Source organism: Anoxybacillus sp. B2M1, assembly GCF_001634265.1.
GTDB lineage: Bacteria > Bacillota > Bacilli > Bacillales > Anoxybacillaceae > Anoxybacteroides > Anoxybacteroides rupiense.
Genome location: NZ_CP015435.1, coordinates 2,385,001 through 2,405,955, shown reverse-complemented (window position 1 = coordinate 2,405,955; position 20,955 = coordinate 2,385,001). Strand labels below are relative to the sequence as shown.

The 20,955-nt window shown below is 42.3% G+C and carries 19 protein-coding genes and 9 tRNA genes; 23 read left to right on the top strand and 5 right to left on the bottom strand.

Annotated features, from left to right (window positions below; translation table 11 throughout):
* Positions 1-38: 38 nt before the first annotated feature.
* The 3 genes from GFC28_RS11670 to GFC28_RS11660 form a co-directional block, all read right to left on the bottom strand.
* On the bottom strand, positions 39-635 hold the full coding sequence (locus GFC28_RS11670; RefSeq protein ID WP_082063503.1) for a response regulator transcription factor: 597 nt from the start codon (positions 633-635) through the stop codon (positions 39-41).
* A complete protein-coding gene (locus GFC28_RS11665) occupies positions 607-2,571 on the bottom strand; it encodes a sensor histidine kinase (protein WP_231883401.1) in 1,965 nt (654 codons plus the stop codon). The genes GFC28_RS11670 and GFC28_RS11665 overlap by 29 nt, the downstream gene beginning before the upstream one ends.
* 583 nt (positions 2,572-3,154) lie before the next feature.
* Positions 3,155-4,228: an undecaprenyldiphospho-muramoylpentapeptide beta-N-acetylglucosaminyltransferase gene (locus GFC28_RS11660; protein ID WP_044742011.1), complete on the bottom strand. Its 1,074-nt coding sequence runs from the start codon at positions 4,226-4,228 to the stop codon at positions 3,155-3,157.
* Positions 4,229-4,537: 309 nt separating this feature from the next.
* Here GFC28_RS11660 and GFC28_RS11655 point away from each other — a divergent pair, with 309 nt between their 5' ends.
* From GFC28_RS11655 to GFC28_RS11625, 7 genes are all read left to right on the top strand, one after another.
* The gene (locus GFC28_RS11655; RefSeq protein WP_044742010.1) at positions 4,538-5,260 is read left to right on the top strand and encodes a polysaccharide deacetylase family protein; all 723 of its coding nucleotides are present in this window, start codon (positions 4,538-4,540) and stop codon (positions 5,258-5,260) included.
* A gap of 11 nt (positions 5,261-5,271) precedes the next feature.
* Complete coding sequence (locus GFC28_RS11650; RefSeq protein WP_044742009.1) at positions 5,272-5,868, top strand: DedA family protein; 597 nt, start codon at positions 5,272-5,274, stop codon at positions 5,866-5,868.
* A gap of 14 nt (positions 5,869-5,882) precedes the next feature.
* Positions 5,883-7,022 (top strand): MGDG synthase family glycosyltransferase, encoded by a 1,140-nt coding sequence (locus GFC28_RS11645; protein WP_044742008.1) that lies wholly within the window; start codon positions 5,883-5,885, stop codon positions 7,020-7,022.
* 275 nt (positions 7,023-7,297) lie between these two features.
* On the top strand, positions 7,298-8,389 hold the full coding sequence (locus GFC28_RS11640) for a D-alanine--D-alanine ligase (protein ID WP_044742007.1): 1,092 nt from the start codon (positions 7,298-7,300) through the stop codon (positions 8,387-8,389).
* Positions 8,390-8,421: 32 nt separating this feature from the next.
* Positions 8,422-9,801 (top strand): UDP-N-acetylmuramoyl-tripeptide--D-alanyl-D-alanine ligase, encoded by a 1,380-nt coding sequence (locus GFC28_RS11635; RefSeq protein WP_044742006.1) that lies wholly within the window; start codon positions 8,422-8,424, stop codon positions 9,799-9,801.
* A 61-nt stretch (positions 9,802-9,862) separates the two neighbouring features.
* Positions 9,863-10,555 (top strand): alpha/beta hydrolase, encoded by a 693-nt coding sequence (locus tag GFC28_RS11630; RefSeq protein WP_044742005.1) that lies wholly within the window; start codon positions 9,863-9,865, stop codon positions 10,553-10,555.
* Positions 10,556-10,681: 126 nt separating this feature from the next.
* Positions 10,682-12,097: a degradosome RNA helicase CshA gene (locus GFC28_RS11625; protein WP_044742004.1), complete on the top strand. Its 1,416-nt coding sequence runs from the start codon at positions 10,682-10,684 to the stop codon at positions 12,095-12,097.
* Positions 12,098-12,154: 57 nt separating this feature from the next.
* Here the strand turns inward: GFC28_RS11625 and GFC28_RS11620 are convergent, their stop codons facing one another.
* Complete coding sequence (locus GFC28_RS11620) at positions 12,155-12,757, bottom strand: rhomboid family intramembrane serine protease (RefSeq protein ID WP_044742003.1); 603 nt, start codon at positions 12,755-12,757, stop codon at positions 12,155-12,157.
* 297 nt (positions 12,758-13,054) lie between these two features.
* On the opposite strand from GFC28_RS11620, the gene acpS reads away from it, so the two are divergent.
* The 6 genes from acpS to GFC28_RS11590 all read left to right on the top strand — a co-directional run bounded on the left by acpS (position 13,055) and on the right by GFC28_RS11590 (position 18,964).
* Positions 13,055-13,417, top strand: a complete 363-nt coding sequence (gene acpS / locus GFC28_RS11615) for a holo-ACP synthase (protein WP_044742002.1) — start codon at positions 13,055-13,057, stop codon at positions 13,415-13,417.
* Between the two features lie 90 nt (positions 13,418-13,507).
* Positions 13,508-14,521 carry a LolA family protein gene (locus GFC28_RS11610; RefSeq protein ID WP_044742001.1) on the top strand — a complete coding sequence of 338 codons (1,014 nt, stop codon included), beginning with the start codon at positions 13,508-13,510 and terminating at the stop codon, positions 14,519-14,521.
* Positions 14,522-14,725: 204 nt separating this feature from the next.
* Positions 14,726-15,895: an alanine racemase gene (gene alr / locus GFC28_RS11605; protein ID WP_044742000.1), complete on the top strand. Its 1,170-nt coding sequence runs from the start codon at positions 14,726-14,728 to the stop codon at positions 15,893-15,895.
* Between the two features lie 138 nt (positions 15,896-16,033).
* Positions 16,034-16,315 carry a CopG family ribbon-helix-helix protein gene (locus tag GFC28_RS11600; RefSeq protein WP_044741999.1) on the top strand — a complete coding sequence of 94 codons (282 nt, stop codon included), beginning with the start codon at positions 16,034-16,036 and terminating at the stop codon, positions 16,313-16,315.
* 4 nt (positions 16,316-16,319) lie between these two features.
* A complete protein-coding gene (gene ndoA / locus GFC28_RS11595) occupies positions 16,320-16,670 on the top strand; it encodes a type II toxin-antitoxin system endoribonuclease NdoA (RefSeq protein WP_003253417.1) in 351 nt (116 codons plus the stop codon).
* Between the two features lie 128 nt (positions 16,671-16,798).
* Positions 16,799-18,964 (top strand): Tex family protein, encoded by a 2,166-nt coding sequence (locus GFC28_RS11590; RefSeq protein ID WP_044741998.1) that lies wholly within the window; start codon positions 16,799-16,801, stop codon positions 18,962-18,964.
* 251 nt (positions 18,965-19,215) lie between these two features.
* On the opposite strand, the gene cmpA is transcribed toward GFC28_RS11590, so the two are convergent.
* Complete coding sequence (cmpA, locus tag GFC28_RS19340; RefSeq protein ID WP_139788175.1) at positions 19,216-19,341, bottom strand: cortex morphogenetic protein CmpA; 126 nt, start codon at positions 19,339-19,341, stop codon at positions 19,216-19,218.
* Between the two features lie 83 nt (positions 19,342-19,424).
* Between cmpA and GFC28_RS11585 the strand changes: the two genes are divergently transcribed.
* The 10 genes from GFC28_RS11585 to GFC28_RS11540 all read left to right on the top strand — a co-directional run bounded on the left by GFC28_RS11585 (position 19,425) and on the right by GFC28_RS11540 (position 20,918).
* Positions 19,425-19,901, top strand: a complete 477-nt coding sequence (locus GFC28_RS11585) for a SprT family protein (RefSeq protein ID WP_044741997.1) — start codon at positions 19,425-19,427, stop codon at positions 19,899-19,901.
* 138 nt (positions 19,902-20,039) lie between these two features.
* Positions 20,040-20,114, top strand: a tRNA-Asn gene (locus GFC28_RS11580).
* A gap of 2 nt (positions 20,115-20,116) precedes the next feature.
* Positions 20,117-20,209: transfer RNA gene (locus tag GFC28_RS11575), tRNA-Ser, on the top strand.
* Positions 20,210-20,226: 17 nt separating this feature from the next.
* Positions 20,227-20,298 (top strand) — tRNA-Glu (locus tag GFC28_RS11570).
* Positions 20,299-20,366: 68 nt separating this feature from the next.
* Positions 20,367-20,439 (top strand) — tRNA-Val (locus GFC28_RS11565).
* A 22-nt stretch (positions 20,440-20,461) separates the two neighbouring features.
* Positions 20,462-20,537 (top strand) — tRNA-Asp (locus GFC28_RS11560).
* Between the two features lie 24 nt (positions 20,538-20,561).
* Positions 20,562-20,636, top strand: a tRNA-Gln gene (locus tag GFC28_RS11555).
* Between the two features lie 22 nt (positions 20,637-20,658).
* Positions 20,659-20,731 (top strand) — tRNA-Lys (locus tag GFC28_RS11550).
* A gap of 6 nt (positions 20,732-20,737) precedes the next feature.
* Positions 20,738-20,822, top strand: a tRNA-Leu gene (locus GFC28_RS11545).
* Positions 20,823-20,835: 13 nt separating this feature from the next.
* Positions 20,836-20,918, top strand: a tRNA-Leu gene (locus GFC28_RS11540).
* Positions 20,919-20,955 lie beyond the last annotated feature (37 nt).

Sequence of the window (20,955 nt, the reverse complement as noted above, 5' to 3'; positions counted from 1 at the left end):
AATGGCCGAAGGGGCCTGTATCCCTTCGATAGATTGAATTAAATTAATCCTAGCTTGATCGCTTTGACAACGGCCCCTACTCTTGAATCGACATCAAGCTTTCGGATAATGGAAGATATGTGGTGTTCGACCGTCCGGCGGCTTATCTTTAGCTGCTCGCTAATTTCTGCATTGGTATGGTCTTCAGCAATCAGCCGAAGAATGGTTAATTCCATCTGAGTAAGAGGAGGGCTATAATGAGTTAATCGGTCGGTTGGAAACACTTTGATCCCTAGATAGCTTTGTTTAATAGCGTTAGCCAGTTCCAATGAGGAGTTCTCTTTTGTTACAAACGCATATGCTCCAGCCTCATAAGCAGCGTGAATGTATTCGTCATAATCGTATCCGGATAAAATGACGATTTTGCATGCTGGGTATGATCGGGTAATTTTCTTTGTCCACTCAATTCCGCTTTCTTCTTTCATTTTTATATCCATGACAATAACATCAGGATGATGCTTGCGTATTTCCTCTAGCAAGCCGGCAGGATTACAAATGGTGCCGACGATTTCGAAATCTGTTTTGTCCTCTAGCAATTTGCGAATTCCCTGCATCATGAGCAAGTGATCATCTACTAATAATACTCTGATTTTCATTTGACTCCTCCCCGTCTATTTCGATTGGCAGAGAAATGGATACACATGTTCCGGCTCCAGGTTCCGATTGGATGTTGAGAGTGCCTTTTAGCTGATTCACCCGTTTTTGGATCGTCACTAAGCCTAAATGGCGGTTTTGCAATAATGCTGATAAATGGTTGGGCATCTTAAATCCAACACCGTGATCTTTTACTTTAATATGAAGATCATGCTGTGTTTCCACAACGGAGACAAGAATGTCTTTTGATGACGAGTGTTTTATCGCATTGTAAACCAATTCCTTGATGATTCGAAATACTTGGGCAGAAAGAGCGACTGGGATGTTTTTTAGCTGTGAGCGATAGTCGATTTGTAAAATAACATTATAGTTCATTTCACATTTTCTTTTTAATAAAAAGAGGCTGTGCTTTAACCCTAAGTCTTCTATGACGGCAGGGTATAGCTCATGGCACATTTCTCTTATCTCAAAGATGCTGTTGCGAATCCCTTCTTCGATCTCTTTCAAAATATCTTTGTTGATGTTTTGACTTTTGTTGAGCCATTCAAGCTTATGAAGAAGCAGGATTAAATTTTGCAATATTTCATCATGAAGAAAATCAGACAGCTTCCTTTTTTCTTCTTCTTGTTCATTGAGCAACAGCCAATGAGACTGTTCGTGAATAAGCGACTCTTTCATAGCTTCCTTTAATTCGTTTTCAATTTGTTGCAATGTTGCGGAGCTAGCGAATAACTCCGTTGCATCGAGGCGAATTTTTTCAATCAGCTCTTGTTCTTCCTTTTCAAAAATGGTAGCCGTCGTTTTTTCGCTGATGATAATCCATCCTCGTATCGCATTTTCTATCTTCATAGGATAGAAGAAGATGCTTTTTCCATGGATATGCGCTTTGTTCGTGTGGTCTCTCTGATAGAGATATGACAGCAGCTGTGCATCGTCAAAAGGCAGGAAAATTCCTGTTCGGTGCAAAACAACGGGAGCGCTATCATTTTTCCATATTAGGCATACGCCGCTAACATGCAGGGTTTGATGAATTAAATCAGCAACCAGCTTGGCGCAATGCCCCAAATGCTGCCCATTCAGCAATTGCTGGAGAATCAGCAATTTTTCCTGTTGAATTTTTTGATGCTTAAGCTGCCATTTTTTCATTTTTAAAGGCTCCAACCATCTATTCATCAGACTATAAACAACGAAAGCACAGATGAGCAAAGTATTTAGTAAAAGCGCTGACGGTAAGCTGAAATCACTCAGTATCCATGACAATAAATTAAATACAAGCAAGCCCGAAAGAATAGCTAATAACTGAAAGCTGATTTTGCGCAAATGCTCTTGAAAGTCAATGATTTCTTGCTTGGTTAGTAAATAGGATATTGTGATTGGAAAAACGATGATGCTGCTTAAACTATAATGAAAAGGGATCCCAGGAAGCATAGGGAACACATCAGGAATCAAGCTAAAAACGACAACAGGGACAAATGATAAAATAAGGCCAAAAATTAAAAGATACATTTGATTTTTCACCTTATCGGAATTCGAGCGAATATGTAAGAAACATAGAACGATGCAAGCGAGCAGCGAGATAATAATGTTGGCGACAATACATGGCCGCACCATCATTTGAATAATAGTGTCATGCTGTGCCCCAGCTAAAAAATAAAGAAATATGCTAAAAACCGCAATAAATAGTGTGGACGTTCGTACTTTCCGGAAAAACGCCGGTTTTGTAGACAAAGGGAAGTGTTCAAAAAATTTTAATAGATAGTAAGGTGCTAATGAAATGGAAAGAACCTCTACATCCTTTGCCAGTTTTATATTCCAACTGGAAGGAGTTGCTAAAGCAATGGCTAGCCCGCTAATCAGCATAAGGACTAGGAAATGCTGTACGACAACTGAATTTGGTTTTTGGGTATAGCTGTAAATTCCGATGAATAAAAAAGACATTCCTATAAATTCCATAAAATAACACCGTTGCTCAACATATTGATCATCCGCTATTAGCAATATATAGCAAAATATGATCACAGACATAAATATCATAACAAACTGTAGAGATCTTTGAGTCATACTATCCCTAACTTTCTAAGTGAGTTTGGAGAGAATAAAGCATTTGGACATGCTGAGCTATTGCTAGCTTAGACTTTCTCTTTCGAAAGTAAACTCAGATGCTATGATGGAATATTTTTCTATTAATGTTTGAGTTATTCCCCATAAATTTTGGTTCATAATACCTACCTCCAATTGAATTTTATACTAAAATTTTACACTATATTACATGATTTGTCATTGTTTTTGGAGAAAATAGAGATTCTCTATAGGTTAATTTGTGGAAAAATAGGGGTTTTTGATCATATATAAAATACGGCTTGAAGATTTAATAAATAATGATCTCTGGAAAGTGGAGGATTGAAAAACAAAGCGAGTTATATAAATTCGGATGGAAAAGTCACAATAAACGGATGGGGGTAGACAAAGTAAAAATGACTTTGTCTACCATATGATAACGGCTGTTGCTTTGTGTTCGCTTTTATTGTTTACTCGTTTCTTCAATCAGCGACAGCAGTGTATGTAGAGCGTCCGTGGCTTGGGAGCGGGTCATGTTTTCGATATAGTTGGCTTTGTTGCGATAGAGCTGGTAGATGGCTTCGCGCAGGGAGTCATTTGTTAATTCTTCCTCCATTAACACATCGGCATATCCTGATTTTTTAAATGAACGTGCGTTTAAAATTTGGTCGCCGCGGCTCGCTCCTTTAGAAAGCGGGATAAGCAGCATCGGCTTTTTTAATGTTAAAAATTCAAAGATGGAATTTGAGCCGGCTCTTGATAAGACAATATCCGCCATCGCCATGATATGCGGCAGCTCCTCGTGGACGTATTCAAATTGTTTATAACCCTTTTCAGTGGCGAACTTTGGATCGATGTTCCCTTTTCCGCAAATATGGACGATTTGAAAATCAGCGAGCAAGGTTTGTAAATTGGCGCGTAATGCGTCGTTGATGCGTTTAGATCCAAGACTTCCGCCCATGACGAGCAGAACGGGTTTGCCTTTTTCAAATTGGCAATGCTTCCGTCCTTTGTCGGCACTTCCTTGCTTGAGCTCTTCCCGAACGACCGCTCCGACATAAATTCCCTTTTGCTCGTTTACGTGCGGTAGTGTTTCGGGAAAGGTGACGCAAATTTTGGTGGCAAATGGCATCGCGATTTTATTGGCCAACCCTGGAGTGATATCTGATTCGTGGATAATCGTCGGTACGCCATTCAACCAAGCCGCGACAATGACAGGGACGGAAACGAATCCGCCTTTGGAAAAGACGATACTTGGCTTTTCTTTTTTGATCAGGCGGTATGCTTCGAATGTTCCCTTCAACACCTTGAAAGGATCTTTAAAATTGTTCCAGTCAAAGTAGCGGCGCAGTTTTCCTGTGGAAATGGGGAAATAGGGAACATTTTCTACTTGGGAAAGCAGCTCCCGCTCGATGCCGTTATGTGAACCGATATAGCCAATGCTCCAGCCGCGTTCCTTTAATTTTGGAATTAACGCAATATTAACCGTTACATGGCCCGCTGAACCGCCGCCGGTAAGCATAATTTTTTTATTCAATGTTCATCACCTGTCTTTTATTCATGATTAGAAAATCTTCTCCATATTCTTATCCTTTGAATCTTTTTTTTCATCGTTCCGTATTGTATTATAGCAAAGAACTGTGTACAAATCTTTGAAAATAACAGGGATAAGAAAATGCGGAATCATCAGGGGCTTAGCCTTCCTGCATTTCACAAGCCAGAACAGCCATAGGCAGAGAAAAGCACCTGAACGGAGTCGGAAAAAGGAGCACTAAGCGATCAGAAACGGCTGTTCATGAATCATCATGGAATGGATCGCCAGTCTGTATTTTGAAGAGGTGAATGTATGCGTGGCTTGCTGATTTTTTTATGCGTTCTGTTGATCTATGGAATGATTCCAACGATATGGATCCGACGAAACGCATGGCGGATTTACAAAAAGGGAATGAGAAAGGGAGCTGTTGCATTAACATTTGATGACGGTCCCGACCCATATTATACGCCGCAGCTGCTTGACTTATTAAAAAAGCACGATATTAAAGCAACTTTTTTTGTTGTGGGAACAAGAGCAGCAAAATATCCCGATCTGATTCGCCGGATGGATCGTGAAGGACATGAAATCGGCCTCCATAATTATCGCCATATTAGCAATTGGATCTTGTTTCCTCCGTTTTTGCAACGAGGATTGCGCAAATCGGCGTTGATCATTGAGAGAATTACGGGAAAACGGCCCGTTTATTATCGGCCTCCTTGGGGTCATTTCAATTTATTTACATGGACGCTGCAAGCGAAGTATCCCACGATTATGTGGACGCACATACTCGGGGATTGGAAAGAAAGCATTGGTGTCGATGAATTGCTGCGCCGTTTAAAAAACGGGTTGCAGGATGGAGCGATTATCGTGCTTCATGATAGCGGAGATACTTTGGGAGCGGACAAAAAAGCACCTGCTCATATGTTGAAAGCACTAGAGCTGCTATTTGCCGAAGAGGAGGCAAAAAAAATGGAATGGTTGACGATTAGCGAAGCGATCAATGCACACACTAACAAACAGACTTTACGGATGTAGTGAGGAACTATATGGATACCAATATTATGTTTTCGTATATACAATCGTATGGATATATCATGATTTTCCTTTTTATCTTTTGTGGAATTGTGGGAATTCCAGCTCCTGAAGAAAGTCTGCTTTTTTTTCTAGGCGTCTTAGTTTCCCAAAAGCAATTAGAATGGTCCTATTGCTTTCTCATTAGCTGGTTCGGTGCTACAATGGGGATGATAACGGGTTATGGAATTGGCCGATACTTTGGTCATCCGTTTATGAAGAAGTACGGAAAATATGTAGGAATCAAAGCAGAGAAATGGGAGCGAGCCAATGAGCTGTTTAGAAAATATGGAAAGTGGTTGGTTTTGTTTGGGTTCTATTTACCTGGCGTGAGACAAATTGTTCCGTATATGTCCGGCATGATTCACTTTCCTTTCCCGTTGTTTTCGCTGCTGGCATGTATAGGGGCGCTGCTTTGGACGGTTCCCATTATGTTATTGGGGATGCTTTTAGGCCGCCATATGCATATTCCGCTTGCGTCGATTCCTTTAATTGGACTGGCTCTTTTTCTACTCTTTCTTGCCGTCATGTGGATTAAGCATGTTTTAAGCAAAAAACAATTTGAAAATTAAAGGGAGCTATCGTCATGATGAGAGTTCTTGTATTGCCGTTATTTCAAATGAGTTCTGGACATCACAAAGTGGCCGATGCGCTCATGGATTTTTTAGAGCAGCAGTTTTCATTCGTTAGTTGTAAAAAGGTGGATTTTTTAAGCTATTGCAATGAATACATTGAAAAGTTGGTTTCCGAAGTGTATCTTCGCTGGATACGTTCACATCCTTCTTCCTATCATCATATTTATAAGATGCTGATGTATCGCGATGTTCAAAAGATTGAATGGATCCATTTGGAGCCATGGATGCCTTATTTCGAACATAAAATGAAGCGGATGCTTGAAAAAGAGAAGCCGCATTTTATTATTTGCACACATTCATTTCCATCGAGGATCTTGCATCGTTTAAAAAGAAGGCATTTAATTGATATTCCTGTTGTTAATGTATATACAGATTTTTTTATCAACGGTATTTGGGGGAAAAAAGCAATCGACTACCACTTTGTCCCGCATCAAGAAGCGAAGAAGGAGTTAATCACAAAATATAAAATTCCGAAGGAGCGCATTGTTGTTACCGGGATTCCTGTTCATGAGACGTTTATGACACGGAAAAATGGATACAGGGGCACCTCCTATCGCCCGCATTTATTGGTCGCTGGCGGCAACCAAGGGCTAGGCAACATTCTTGATTTTTTTCGAAAAATGAACGGTACGAATCGATTTCGTTATTCTGTTTTATGTGGAAATAATAACGAACTGTATGAAGAAATTTTGCGCTGGAAGCAGCCTCATATCCAGCCATTCTCTTATATTTCCAATTGTGAAGAAATGAACCGTTTATACGATGAGGTGGATGCTGTTATCACCAAGCCTGGAGGGGTCACGGTGAGTGAAGTGCTGCACAAACGCATCCCTCTATTTACCATTGGCTATTTGCCGGGGCAAGAGCAAATCAACTTGCGCTATTTAGAATCAAAAGGGCTGATTTACAATTTAAGTAGATTGGAGCATTATGAGCAAAAAATTTGGCGTGTGCTGCATGACCATATGGAAAAAAGCCGTTTCCATCGCCGGGTTGCCGAATATTTTTCGCAAATTGAGCAAACAGCGCAGGACTCATTGAAAGAACTGATATTAATGCATGAAAAGAACCAAAAAGTGCTCTCGAAATGATCAAAAAAGCACCGTTTACCAACTTAGGAAACGGTGTTTTTCTTTAGGAGTGGCAAAACAACCTGCCTTTCTCATATATATAGGCAGATGGATAGATATAGATCGTTATTTTGCGTCTGAGCATGGTTGGAGGAAGATTTTTTGGCAGTCTAAGCGGAAGTGTTTGAAAAAGGAAAATAATGGTTATAAATGATTGCTCCAATAAAAAGAATCATACGAAGGAGATTGAAACATGGTACAATAAAAATTGTGAAAAAAGAAGAGGGGGATTGTAGATGAAGACAACCATTGGCGTCTTATACGGCGGGAAATCGCCTGAACATAAAGTATCACTGCAAACAGCTATGGCGGTGATGAATGCTATTGATCAAACAAAATTCGATGTCATTCCCATTTATATCACCAAAGAGGGACAATGGGTCAAAGGAGAAAAACTGACAAGTCCTGTTCAAGACATAAAGCAGTTGGAAATGAAGCCAGAGGCAAAAGAAATTTTGCCTGTCGCTTTAAATCAAGCGCCAGTTTCAGCAATCAGCAGCGAGCGTCAGGAGGAAGAAACCATTGATGTGATTTTTCCTCTGCTGCATGGACCAAATGGCGAAGACGGAACGGTGCAAGGCTTGCTTGAGCTATTAAACCTTCCTTATGTAGGGAATGGCGTGCTAGCGTCAGCAGTGGGAATGGATAAAGTCATTATGAAGAACTTATTTGCGCAAGCTGGACTGCGTCAAGCGAAGTATGTAGCGTTTTTGAGAAAAGAGTGGACGCAAGATGAAAAAAAGGCTTATGATAAAGTAGAAAGAGAGCTTGGTTACCCTTGCTTTGTCAAGCCAGCTAACGCCGGATCGAGCGTGGGCATCACGAAATGCAAAAAACGCGAAGATCTCGAAGCAGCTTTCGCTGAAGCGTTTCAGTATGATCGCAAAATTATTATAGAGGAAGCCATTATCGGTCGTGAAGTAGAAATCGGAGTTATTGGAAATGATAACCCAATATGCTCTGTAGTTGGCGAAATTGTTCCGAAAAAGGAATTCTACGATTATCAAGCTAAATATGAGGACGGAAATACCGAACTTATTATTCCTGCTGATATTACAGAAGAGCAATATCAAACCATTCAACAAATGGCGATTGCCGCTTTCAAAGCACTTGATCTTTCGGGACTTGTAAGGGCTGATTTCTTTTTAGCGGCAGACGGAACAGTATATATTAACGAGATCAATACAATGCCGGGGTTTACTCCATTTAGCATGTTCCCGCTTCTTTGGAAGCACACTGGCGTTTCTTATTCAGAGCTGATTGAAAAGCTCGTTCAGCTGGCGATGGAGCGGCATGAAGAAAAGCAAACGATCACCTATACGTTTTAAATGATACAATGAAGGAATGAAGGGGATTTACAATGATTGTTCGCACATTGCGCGCCGTTGAAGAAATGGTAGATGGAAGCGGCCTTGCCGAGTCTTTTTATGATACAGCGGTCAAAGGTGTTTCGACAGATACGAGAACGATTCAGCCGGGAAATTTATATATTCCACTGAAAGGTGCGAATTTTAACGGCCATGCTTTTGTAGCAGACGCGTTTGCGAAAGGAGCAAGTGCAGCGCTTTGGGAAAAAAATGAAGCGAATCCACCGACCAATGTTCCGCTTATTTTTGTCGATGACACATTGCAAGCCTTGCAGCAGCTGGCCAACCGTTACCGGAAACAACTGGCTGTAAAAGTAATCGGCATTACAGGCAGCAACGGAAAGACAACAACAAAGGATATGATCTATGGTCTATTGGCTTCGACCTATAAAGTGCAAAAAACAGAAGGAAATCTTAACAATCATATCGGAGTGCCACTGACGCTTCTTCGTTTAAAAGAAGATACCGAAATAGCGGTTGTCGAAATGGGCATGAGCAATTTTGGCGAGATTGAGCTTTTGTCCAAGATCTCTGAGCCTAGTGTGGCCATTATTACAAATATCGGAGAATCTCATTTACAGGAGCTAGGCTCACGTGACGGCATTGCTCGCGCAAAACTGGAAATCGTCTCTGGTTTACAGTCTGATGGCATATTTGTCTATTACGGAGATGAGCCGCTTCTGCAAACAAGAGTGAAAAATATAAAGCGGTCTTTGCGTATGGTTACATTTGGACAAAAAATAACGAATGACTACTATCCAACCGACATTTCATTGGAGGTGAACGGCACCTCATTTACCGTGAATCAGGCACCAGATTATCGTTTATTCCTTCCTATTTTGGGGCGTCATCACGTCTATAATGCGCTGGCGGCGATTTCGGTGGCGCGTCTGTTTCATGTCAGCTGGGAAGCCATTCAAGCGAGTTTGGCTGAGCTGCAAATGACGAAAATGCGTATGGAAATCATCAAAGCCGTCAATGGGGCTACGATGATTAATGATGCGTATAACGCTAGCCCAACTTCTATGAAAGCAGCATTAGAGCTGCTGTTCGAATTGACGGGATATGAGAAAAAAATCGCCGTGCTAGGCGATATGTTGGAGCTTGGCGATCAGGAAATTGAGTTTCATCAACAAATTGGCCGGATGCTTCAGTCTGAAAAGCTTGATTACGTATTGACGTATGGCAAGCGCGCTGAGCATATTGCGCTCGCCGCTCAACACTCGTTTCCAAGCGGCCGTGTTCAAGCGTATGATGATAAGCAAGCGTTAGCCAGAGATCTGCGTTCCATTGCTTCGGCCCGCGATCTCATTTTGTTTAAAGCGTCAAGAGGAATGAGATTAGAAGAGATCATCCGTGACTTACAAGCGTAAGGTGTTGGAGGATACGAAATGCGTATGCCTCCCCCTTTCTTTTTGTTGGGGGTGATGGCGGTTGATTGGCTGCTTTTGTATTCACGGCTTTACGGGAGGACCCTATGAGGTTGAGCCGCTTGCTCGTTATGTGCAAGAACGGACCGATTGGCTTGTCGAATTAACGATCTTGCCTGGGCATGGTGAAACGCTTCAGCTAAAAGGAATAACGTACGATCAATGGCTTGCGGCCGCAGAAGCAGATTTGCAGCGTGTTATGAAAAAGTGTGACATTGTTTATCTGGTCGGCTTTTCAATGGGAGGGGTGATTGCTGCTTATTTAGCAGCGAAATATCCAGTGGGCAAAGTTGTCCTGCTAAGCCCCGCTTTTTATTATATCAATCCTAAGCAGATGCTTCAGGAGATCAGTACAATGATTCATGCTGGTTTACAGCGGCAATTACAAGATCATCCGGTATTTGTCCGTTATAAAAAGAAAATCGTTGCAACACCGCTAACGGCGGCGATGGAGTTTCGCAAATTGGTCAGCAAAGTTCGCCCGCAGCTTGCCGATGTACGCGTTCCAATCTTGATTGCCCAAGGAAGCCTAGATGAGATTGTGCCCGTAAAAAGCGCTCAGTATGTATATACAATGGTAGGATCCACGAAAAAGAAATTATTATTTTTGCCTTCATCGCGTCATCAAGTTTGCTATGAACCTGATCGGCATGCATTGTTTGAAGCGGTCGTGCATTTTTTACAGGAAGATCTTTGAAAATGGTATTTATTGCACAAGAGGTATAGAAATGGTATGATAAATTCCATAATGTCCAAGGCCCCTCTTTCCCTTGGAAAGAACGGTTTTGAATAGTTTAAGGAAGTAAAAGGAGAATGAATAGAATTGACAACATTTCAAGAGTTAGGATTAAGTAATGAATTAATGAGAGCTATAAGTCGAATGGGGTTTGAAGAAACCACTCCGATTCAAGCAGAGACCATTCCATTAAGCCTGCAAAATAAAGATGTGATTGGGCAGGCACAAACCGGGACAGGAAAAACGGCCGCGTTCGGTATTCCGTTAATTGAAAAAATAAATACAAAAACGGACGTGATTCAAGGGCTTGTCGTTGCTCCGACTCGCGAGCTTGCCATTCAAGTATCTGAAGAGCTCTATAAAATTGGAGCGGTCAAACGTGTTCGTATTCTTCCAATTTATGGAGGGCAGGATATCGAACGACAAATTCGCGCATTGAAGAAACGCCCGCATATTATTGTGGGAACACCAGGAAGAATCATCGATCATATCAATCGAAAAACGATTCGTCTAGATCATGTGCATACCGTTGTGTTAGATGAAGCAGATGAAATGCTGAACATGGGATTTGTTGATGATATTGAAGCGATTTTAAGCCATGTGCCGACGAAAAGGCAGACGCTTCTTTTTTCAGCAACGATGCCTGAGCCTATTCGCCGCATTGCGGAGCGCTTCATGGACAATCCGCAGCTTGTCAAAGTTAAAGCTAAAGAAATGACGGTTCCCAATATTGAGCAATACTATCTAGAAGTTCAAGAAAAAAGAAAATTTGATATTTTAACAAGGCTGCTGGATATTCAAGCGCCGGAGCTGGCGATTGTATTTGGCCGTACGAAACGGCGAGTGGATGAGCTGGCCGAAGCGTTGAATTTGCGCGGTTATGCTGCTGAAGGAATCCATGGAGATTTAAGCCAAGCGAAGCGGCTGTCCGTGCTGCGCAAATTTAAAGAAGGAGCAATTGAAATTTTAGTAGCGACTGATGTAGCAGCACGCGGGCTAGATATTTCCGGCGTTACACACGTGTATAACTTTGACATTCCACAGGATCCAGAAAGCTATGTTCATCGCATCGGCCGTACAGGCCGTGCCGGAAAAACAGGAATGGCCATGACATTTGTGACGCCTCGCGAAACAGGACAGCTGCACAATATTGAAAAAACAACAAAACGCAAAATGGAACGGATGCGGCCGCCGACGCTCGACGAAGCGCTAGAAGGGCAGCAGCGAATTGCAATTGAGAAGCTCTTGGCTGTTGTGGAAAGCGAGAATTTATCGTTTTACAAGCGAGCTGCCGAGGAGCTTTTAGAAGAGCATGATTCCGTTTCTCTTGTAGCCGCTTGTATCAAAATGTTGACAAAGGAGCCAGATACAACACCGGTAATGCTGACGGAAGAGCCGCCGCTGCCAGCCAAAAAAGAGAAAAAGCGGATCAATCGCAAAGGCGGACAGCCAAAAGGGGCAGCGCGAAGCCCGCAATCGAAAAAGCGGCGCGTGGCGCGATAAGAAAAAAAACGATGCGAAAGGCATCGTTTTTTTGTTCCCGTAAGCCCGGAAGTTGTGCTAAGGATGATAGGGGTTGGGATGAGAAGCGATGAAAGGGGCGATGATGGCTCCGCTTAAAAATCCGAAAAAATGCGCAATAATGTTTAGGTTGGCTCCTGTCAGCGTGACGACAAACCCAATCAGCAATATAGCGAAAATGATATGAGCGTGCGGTCTTTGAATAATGTGTTGATGAAAAAAAGCAAGGTAGCTGTAAATGCCAAATAGACTAAAAACGGCTCCTGAAGCCCCAAGGTGAGTGTACATGGGAGGTGCAAGGAAGAGAGTGGCGATATTGGCCAATATTCCGCCGCCGATGTAAGCTAAGAAAAATCTCCATTTGCCAAGAATTTTTTCCAAGGCAGGTCCAAATAGGATCAGCGAGACGGAGTTCACCAGCATGTGTACAAGGTGAACGTGTAAGAAAAGAGGGGTTATGAGCCGCCAGTATTCCCCTTTAAAAATAACGAGATTGAAGCCAATAAGTGCCTTTAACAAATTGTTAGAGAAGGAGCCAGGAATTAAAAAAATCAGAAAGAAAACGATGTGGATGAGAACAAGGAATGAAACGATTGGATAAAGATGGAAAAATGTAGATGGATTTTCCGTGCGAACAAACATAAAACCGCCCCTCTTTTTAAGCTGTTGGTTTAAACGTAGCGACGATCGATTGAAAAACCAAATATGCTGATCATGGTTGGTGCAACGATGAATATAAAAAATAAATAACGTTTGCATGGAAGTCATGTTATAGATAAGATTTACGCGCTCGTATGATGCAGTCCAATAACAGACTTGAAAAATCCAGCCCCTTCCTTTCTAAAGCGGATTCGTTTAATCTTTAAGCTATATGGATCAGGAATATTCGAATGGTTGTTTATTAAAAATGTATGTATGGAACAGAAAGGATAGAAGAAAATGATTGCAGGAATCGGGATTGATATTGTCGAGCTGGATCGAATTCAAAAGCTAATAGAGCAAAATGAAAAATTTGTGCAGCGTATTTTAACGAAAAAAGAGAAAGCGATTTTTGATTCGTTGTCAAACGAACGAAAAGTCGAGTTTTTGGCCGGAAGATTTGCCGCAAAGGAAGCATATGCAAAAGCGATGGGAACAGGGATTGGAAAAAACGTTTCGTTCCAAGATGTAGCTTTTATTAATAATGAAAAGGGCAAGCCAGAAGCCGTTGTGACACTGGAAGGACACTATATCCATGTCTCCATTTCCCATAGTCGTGATTATGCAGTGGCCCAAGTAATTATCGAGCGCTTGTCATGCTAGTCTGCATATTTGCCCATATGGTCTCATATATTGGTAATGCAAAAAGGAGTCATGCTCCTAATGTTGATATGAGACAAAGGGGTTGAAAAAATGAGGAAACATTTGGTTAGCGCATTGCTTGGCATTGTTCTGCTTTTGGGGCTAGCAGGATGCGGTGCGAAATCACAAGAAGATGTTGTTAAAGCGCTTGATGAAAAAATGGACGAAGTCTCCAGCTACCAAGCCACAGCCAAGTTAACGCTCAAGACGGGAGCGGAGCCGCAAGTGTATGATGTAGAAATTTGGTATAAGCAACCACATTATTACCGCGTGAGTTTAAAAAATGACGAGAAAAACCAAAATCAGATGATTTTACGCAACGACGAAGGGGTTTTTGTGATTACTCCAGCGTTGAACAAAAGCTTTCGCTTCCAAAGCGATTGGCCGAAAAACACAAGCCAAGCCTATTTGTATGAATCGTTAGTGAAGGATATTTTAAGCGACAAAAAAGCAAGCTTTAAAGCGAAAGGCGATCACTATGTGTTTGAAACGAAAACGAATTATCCAAACAGTCAAGTGATTCCGAAGCAAGAAATTACTTTAAACAAAAAGGACTTAGCTCCTGTGTCAGTCAAAGTGATGGATACGGATATGAAAGCATTGCTTACTGTACAATTTTCCAAAATTGAATTTAATAAGAAATTTGACAAAAACGCATTTGATACAACGAAAAATATGACAGGAGCACGTTTAGAAGTACCGACGATGGCCAAAGGGGAAAATGAAGCTGCGGAAGTAATGTACCCGATTAACATGCCGACAGGTGTTGAACAAATCGACGAAAAGGAAATCGCAACGAAGGACGGAAAACGGGTGATTATGACGTTTGGCGGCAAAAAATCATTTACTCTTATCCAAGAGGCAGCTCAAGCCTTACCGACATTCGGTTCATCCGCACTTGTCAATGGTGAGCCAGTGGACTTAGGATTTGCTATCGGGGCACTCACAGATCATTCACTCACATGGACATATAAAGGAATTGAATTTATGATCGCTTCCGAAGACTTAACAAAGGACGAAATGGTGATGATTGCTCAGTCTGTCCAAGGAAAAGAAGCGAAATAGAAAAAATGCACAGGCTCAAAAATTCAAGAGAGCCTGTTTTTTTATTATTTTTGTTCCATCATGCGGTGTTTTGCTAGATTACAAGGCCAACAAAGTCAGTCGATTTTATCTGACCCCATGGTTAAAAATATCTTTAGTTGACATCATAAAAATAAAAGACAATAATTTTTTATATAACTGGAAATAGAGGAAGTGGACTACACGATGATACATTCGTTTCATAGAGACACTTGGGCGGAAGTCGATTTGGATGCTATTTTCCATAACGTTACGTCATTGCGCGCCTTTTTAGGAGAGCAGACAGAAATTATGGCTGTTGTGAAAGCGAATGCGTATGGGCATGGCGATGTCCAAGTGGCCAGAACCGCGTTGGAAGCGGGGGCTTCGTATTTGGCCGTAGCTTTTTTAGATGAAGCGCTTGCGCTGCGAAAAAAAGGAGTGGGCGCCCCGATCCTTGTATTAGGCGCGGTTCGCCCTGAAGACATTAACTTAGCCGCTCGCGAACAAATTACGCTCACCGTATTTCAGAAAGAATGGCTGGAAAAAGCCAAAAATTTGTTTACAGAGAAACAGCCGGTTTCTTTTCATTTAAAAATGGATACCGGAATGGGCAGAATTGGCGTGAAAGAGGAAGAAGAAACAAAACAAATTGTTGCGATGATTGAAGAGCATCCGTTTTTTTTATTAGAAGGAGTATACACCCATTTTGCCACTGCCGATGAATTAGATACACAATACTTTTCATTTCAATACGAGAAATTTTTACGCATGCTTGAATGGCTCCCTTATTTGCCAAAGCGGGTCCATTGTGGAAACAGCGCGACAAGCTTGCGCTTCCCTGATAAAGTATTCAATATGGTTCGTTTCGGGATTGCGATGTATGGTTTGTCTCCTTCGATAGACATGAAGCCGCTCTTGCCTTTTTCATTAAAGGAAGCGTTTTCGCTCCATAGCCGCATTGTTCATGTAAAATGCTTGCGCCCAGGGGAAAAAGTGAGCTACGGCGCCACCTATACAGCGGAAGAGGAAGAATGGATTGGAACGGTGCCGATTGGATATGCAGACGGATGGATCAGAAAATTGCAAAACTTCCATGTGCTCGTAAATGGAAGAAAGGTGCCGATTGTAGGGCGGATTTGCATGGATCAAATGATGATTCGTCTGCCGGAACAAGTACCGGTTGGCACGAAAGTCACATTGATCGGCAAGCAAGAAGCTGCTCAGGTAACAATAGATGATGTGGCCAAGTATGTAGGAACGATCAGCTACGAGATCCCTTGTACAATAAGTTATCGCGTTCCCCGTATTTTTTTAAAAAAGAAGAGTATAATGGAAGTGAGAAATGTTGTTTTAGATGGCAACGGCTGCTCATAAATAAAAATTTCTCTGTCATCGCCAGAGAAAACCGAATTTGGCTTTGCATCTCCCTTGTTTAATGATATTATAAAGTGGGAGTAAGTATTATAAATGGGAGCGGACTATTTGGCTATAGTTTCCTGGAGGTGTATGTTCATGTCTGAATCGAGCGCAACAACAGAAATCGTCGTTCGCTTACCCCAAGCATTGTTGACTGAGTTAGATGGTCTTGTCAAGCAAGAAAACGGTAATCGAAACGACCTCATTTACCAAGCGACTAAAATGTACATTCGTGAACGAAAAAAGCGGCACATTCGCGAGGCGATGAGACGCGGTTACATGGAAATGGCGAAAATCAACTTGTCGATTGCATCGGAAGCGTTTCTTGCGGAATATGAAGCCGACCATACCGTTGAACGTTTAGTTAGCGGGGGGTAATGCTTTGATTGTTAAGCGTGGCGACGTTTATTTCGCGGACCTTTCCCCGGTAGTTGGTTCGGAGCAAGGAGGCGTGCGTCCGGTATTAGTTATTCAAAACGACATCGGAAATCGGTTTAGTCCAACAGTTATTGTGGCAGCTATAACAGCGCAGATCCAGAAAGCCAAATTGCCCACCCACGTGGAAATTGATGCGAAACGGTATGGATTTGAACGAGATTCCGTCATTCTTTTAGAGCAAATTCGTACGATTGACAAACAAAGGCTCACGGACAAGATTACGCACTTAGATGACGAAATGATGGATAAAGTAGATGAGGCGCTCCAAATCAGTCTAGGGCTCATTGATTTTTAAAGGGGAATACGGTCTGTCTATCTAAATAGCTCGAATATGGAGAATCCGTAGAAAATAGCTGCATCATTTGTAGCTATTTTTATTTTTTGGTAAAATGACCATTATTACATAGTTGGGGGTTAGGAACTTTGGTGACTACAGAAACGCTTATCGGAATCATTGCTGAAGAGCTGCGCTTATCTGTTCAGCAGGTGCGCAATGTGATTTCTCTTTCAGAGGAAGGCAATACGGTTCCGTTTATTGCTCGCTATCGAAAAGAAATGACAGGTGCGTTAGACGAGGTGCAAATTCGCGAAGTGCTCGAGAAATGGAGCTACCTGCAAAACCTTGAAAAGCGGAAGGAAGAAGTGTTGCGCCTGATTGATGAGCAAGGAAAATTAACAGAAGAGCTTAAAGGCGCGATTCAAAAAGCGGTAAAGCTGCAAGAAGTAGAAGATTTGTACCGGCCGTACAGACAAAAAAGAAGAACGAAAGCGACCATCGCAAAGGAAAAAGGTCTTGAACCTCTAGCAGAATGGCTGTTTACATGCCCCATGAGCCCGCTTCCAGAAGAAAAAGCAGCAGCATTCATGGATCCTGAAAAAGAAGTGCACACAGTGGATGACGCACTTCAAGGAGCAAAGGATATTATCGCTGAACAGATTTCTGATAACGCTGCTATTCGCCAATGGATTCGTACACAGACTTGGAACAAAGGTATCATTGTATCGACTGCAAAAGAGGTCGAGAAAGATGAAAAAAATGTATACGAAATGTATTATCAGTACGAAGAACCGGTACATAAAATTGTTCCTCATCGAATTTTAGCGTTAAATCGCGGTGAAAAAGAAAATGTGCTTCGCATTTCTATTCAGGCGCCTGTTGCGGATATTATAGAGTATATGAAAGCCCAAACAATAGTGAATGCACAGTCTAAAGCAGCTTTTTATATAATTGAAGCGATCGAAGATGGATATAAACGTTTGATTGAACCGTCCATTGAACGGGATATACGAAATGAACTCACAGAGCGAGCGGAGGAAAGAGCCATCCACATTTTCGCAGAAAATTTGCGCAATCTTTTGCTTCAACCTCCATTAAAAGGAAAAATAGTACTGGGAGTGGATCCTGCCTATCGGACAGGTTGCAAGCTGGCCGTGGTAGATGAAACAGGTAAGCTATTAAAGATTGATGTGATCTATCCTCATCCTCCACAATCGAAAATGGATGAAGCACGTGAAAAAATGTTGCGTATTATTCAGGAATATGGTGTACAAATGGTCGCGATTGGAAATGGAACGGCCTCGAGGGAAACAGAACAATTTGTAGCTGATACGTTGAAACAGCTCCCACAAGAGATTTTTTATTTAATTGTTAATGAAGCAGGAGCAAGCGTATACTCTGCTTCGGATTTAGCGCGGAGAGAATTTCCTGATTTGCAAGTAGAGGAAAGAAGCGCGGTTTCCATTGCCCGGCGTGTTCAGGATCCTCTTGCCGAACTTGTAAAGATTGACCCAAAATCGGTCGGAGTCGGCCAATATCAGCACGATGTTTCGCAAAAAAAACTAGAAGAATCGTTGCACTTTGTGGTAGAGACTGTTGTTAACCAAGTTGGAGTAAATGTCAATACCGCTTCTGTTTCTCTTTTGCAATATGTATCAGGCCTATCTAAGTCTGTTTCTGAGAATATTGTCAAAAGAAGAGAAGAACAAGGTAAGTTCAAAAACCGCAATGAGCTAAAAACGATTCCACGGCTTGGCGCCAAAACGTATGAGCAGTGTATCGGTTTTCTGCGAATCGTAGATGGGAATGAGCCATTAGACAGAACGCCTATTCATCCTGAACGATATGCTGAGGTAAAAAAATTGCTTCAAGGAATTGGATTTACGGCAGATGATATTGGCAGTGATGCTCTTCGCCGGGCTTTACAGTCCATTCCGATAAAGGAAACAGCAGAAACACTTGGTATCGGAGAGCTTACACTAAAGGATATTGTCGATGCCTTAATCCGTCCTGAGCGAGATCCACGTGATGAATTGCCTAAGCCGTTACTGCGAAAAGATATTTTAAAAATGGAAGATCTGCAAAAAGGAATGGAGCTGGAGGGAACCGTCCGCAATGTTGTCGATTTTGGGGCATTCGTTGATATTGGAGTAAAGCAAGACGGGCTTGTCCATATTTCTAAGCTAAGCAAGCGCTATGTAAAGCATCCGCTTGACGTAGTAGCGGTAGGTGAAGTGGTCAAGGTTTGGGTGGAAAGTGTCGATGTTTCCAAAGGGAGGATTTCGTTATCGATGCTTCCATTGGAGCAATAGAAAAGCATTCATTATGTTTTTGTCGCAAAATAAGGGAAGCTTGAAATCCAGCTTCCAACGGGGGAGAACTCCACCATTAGAAAGCCAGTCCATATATTTAGCTTTTCGTCATGCATCCGCTTGACGAAGTCTGAACAACGCCGCTTTCAGTTCCGTTGATAGTTCTGGGAAGCGGCGTTGTCTGGACACCGTTCAAAATAAGCTCTATATTGATACAAATGTTACCATCTCCAGTTTATCAATAAGTGGTATTAACGCTTTTTTGAAATAGCCTCTTTCTTTTGGTAGAAAAACCAGCACTGGTTTAATAATTTTATTTGATAGCGATTTTTCTCATAATAAGCTCGGCGCATTTGATTTTTTAACCATGTCGGCATAGGAAATACCTCCATTTTGAAAAAAGGTAGTATATAATCTATGTATTAAGAAGTCGTCCTGTGCTAAAGAAGGTGAAAAGAAAATGGAGCAAAATGAATTACAGAAGCTGGTTGAAAATATATCTTTGCAATGTTTTAACAAACCATTTCAGCATCAAGCTTTGTTTAACCCGCGCTTACGAACGACAGGCGGCCGATATTTATTGCATTCCCACAATATTGAGCTGAATCCTAAATATTATGAAGCGTTTGGTGAAGAAGAGCTCATTTTGATTATTAAGCATGAGTTATGCCATTATCATCTTCATTTAGAGGGAAAAGGATATCGGCATCGGGATCGAGACTTTCGAGAATTGCTTCTTCAAGTAGGCGCGCCGCGCTATTGTCGGCGTCTGCCTCATCAAAAGCATCAAGCACAGCGGAAGTTTTATATGTATGCTTGCTTGCAATGTGGCTTAACATATCAGAGAAAAAAAAGAATGAACCTGCAACGATATGTTTGCGGAAAATGTGCCGGCCGATTGAAAATGATCGAAAATATTTTGGAAAAATGGTGTTGACATCTATAATATTTGTATGTTAAATTATAAAAGCCGTCGCTGATAAGCGATGAAGCAAAACAAATCCGAAAAAGCCATTGACAATAGAGAAAACCATCGCTATAATAAAAGACGTTACATGAGATGCGCTATGTTTATTCCGCAATAGCTCAGCGGTAGAGCAACCGGCTGTTAACCGGTAGGTCGTAGGTTCGAATCCTACTTGCGGAGCCATTGGAGAAGTACCCAAGTGGCTGAAGGGGACGGTTTGCTAAACCGTTAGGTCGCGTTTTTGCGGCGCGCGGGTTCAAATCCCGCCTTCTCCGCCACTTTGATATATGGTGCTGGCCCGTTGGTCAAGTGGTTAAGACACCGCCCTTTCACGGCGGTAACACGGGTTCGAATCCCGTACGGGTCATCGTTTATTATATGTCGGGAGGCGATGGGGATTGTTTAAAGACATCACCTCCCTTTTTGTTCGCTTTAGGAGGATTAGCTCAGCTGGGAGAGCACTTGCCTTACAAGCAAGGGGTCGGCGGTTCGATCCCGTCATCCTCCATTTTGGTTGACGAATAAATTAAGGTCCCGTAGTGTAGTGGTTAACATGCCTGCCTGTCACGCAGGAGATCGCGGGTTCGAGTCCCGTCGGGACCGCCATGACTGAAAGTTGTTAGTAATTGATGGGCTATAGCCAAGCGGTAAGGCAACGGACTTTGACTCCGTGATGCGCTGGTTCGAATCCAGCTAGCCCAGCCATTTGGTTTATAGGTTTACATATGAGCCATTAGCTCAGCAGGTAGAGCATCTGACTTTTAATCAGAGGGTCGGAGGTTCGAGTCCTCCATGGCTCACTTTTTGCGGGTGTGGCGGAATTGGCAGACGCACCAGACTTAGGATCTGGCGCCTCACGGCGTGGGGGTTCAAGTCCCTCCACCCGCACCATATAAAGTTTTGCGCGGTCGTGGCGGAATGGCAGACGCGCTAGGTTGAGGGCCTAGTGGGGGCAACCCCGTGGAGGTTCAAGTCCTCTCGGCCGCATAAAAATCATGCTTGATTTTAAAAAGATAATTTAGTA

What these genes read in the sequence shown, in the direction of transcription:
- GFC28_RS11650 (WP_044742009.1), top strand. Translation starts at nt 5,272, where the DNA reads ATGGATACCAATATTATGTTTTCGTATATACAATCGTATGGATATATC.
- GFC28_RS11670 (WP_082063503.1), bottom strand. Translation starts at nt 635, where the DNA reads ATGAAAATCAGAGTATTATTAGTAGATGATCACTTGCTCATGATGCAG.
- acpS (WP_044742002.1), top strand. Translation starts at nt 13,055, where the DNA reads ATGATTGCAGGAATCGGGATTGATATTGTCGAGCTGGATCGAATTCAA.
- GFC28_RS11610 (WP_044742001.1), top strand. Translation starts at nt 13,508, where the DNA reads ATGAGGAAACATTTGGTTAGCGCATTGCTTGGCATTGTTCTGCTTTTG.
- GFC28_RS11640 (WP_044742007.1), top strand. Translation starts at nt 7,298, where the DNA reads ATGAAGACAACCATTGGCGTCTTATACGGCGGGAAATCGCCTGAACAT.
- GFC28_RS11600 (WP_044741999.1), top strand. Translation starts at nt 16,034, where the DNA reads ATGTCTGAATCGAGCGCAACAACAGAAATCGTCGTTCGCTTACCCCAA.
- alr (WP_044742000.1), top strand. Translation starts at nt 14,726, where the DNA reads ATGATACATTCGTTTCATAGAGACACTTGGGCGGAAGTCGATTTGGAT.
- cmpA (WP_139788175.1), bottom strand. Translation starts at nt 19,341, where the DNA reads ATGCCGACATGGTTAAAAAATCAAATGCGCCGAGCTTATTATGAGAAA.
- GFC28_RS11655 (WP_044742010.1), top strand. Translation starts at nt 4,538, where the DNA reads ATGCGTGGCTTGCTGATTTTTTTATGCGTTCTGTTGATCTATGGAATG.
- GFC28_RS11665 (WP_231883401.1), bottom strand. Translation starts at nt 2,571, where the DNA reads ATGTCTTTTTTATTCATCGGAATTTACAGCTATACCCAAAAACCAAAT.
- GFC28_RS11635 (WP_044742006.1), top strand. Translation starts at nt 8,422, where the DNA reads ATGATTGTTCGCACATTGCGCGCCGTTGAAGAAATGGTAGATGGAAGC.
- GFC28_RS11645 (WP_044742008.1), top strand. Translation starts at nt 5,883, where the DNA reads ATGATGAGAGTTCTTGTATTGCCGTTATTTCAAATGAGTTCTGGACAT.
- GFC28_RS11620 (WP_044742003.1), bottom strand. Translation starts at nt 12,757, where the DNA reads ATGTTTGTTCGCACGGAAAATCCATCTACATTTTTCCATCTTTATCCA.
- GFC28_RS11585 (WP_044741997.1), top strand. Translation starts at nt 19,425, where the DNA reads ATGGAGCAAAATGAATTACAGAAGCTGGTTGAAAATATATCTTTGCAA.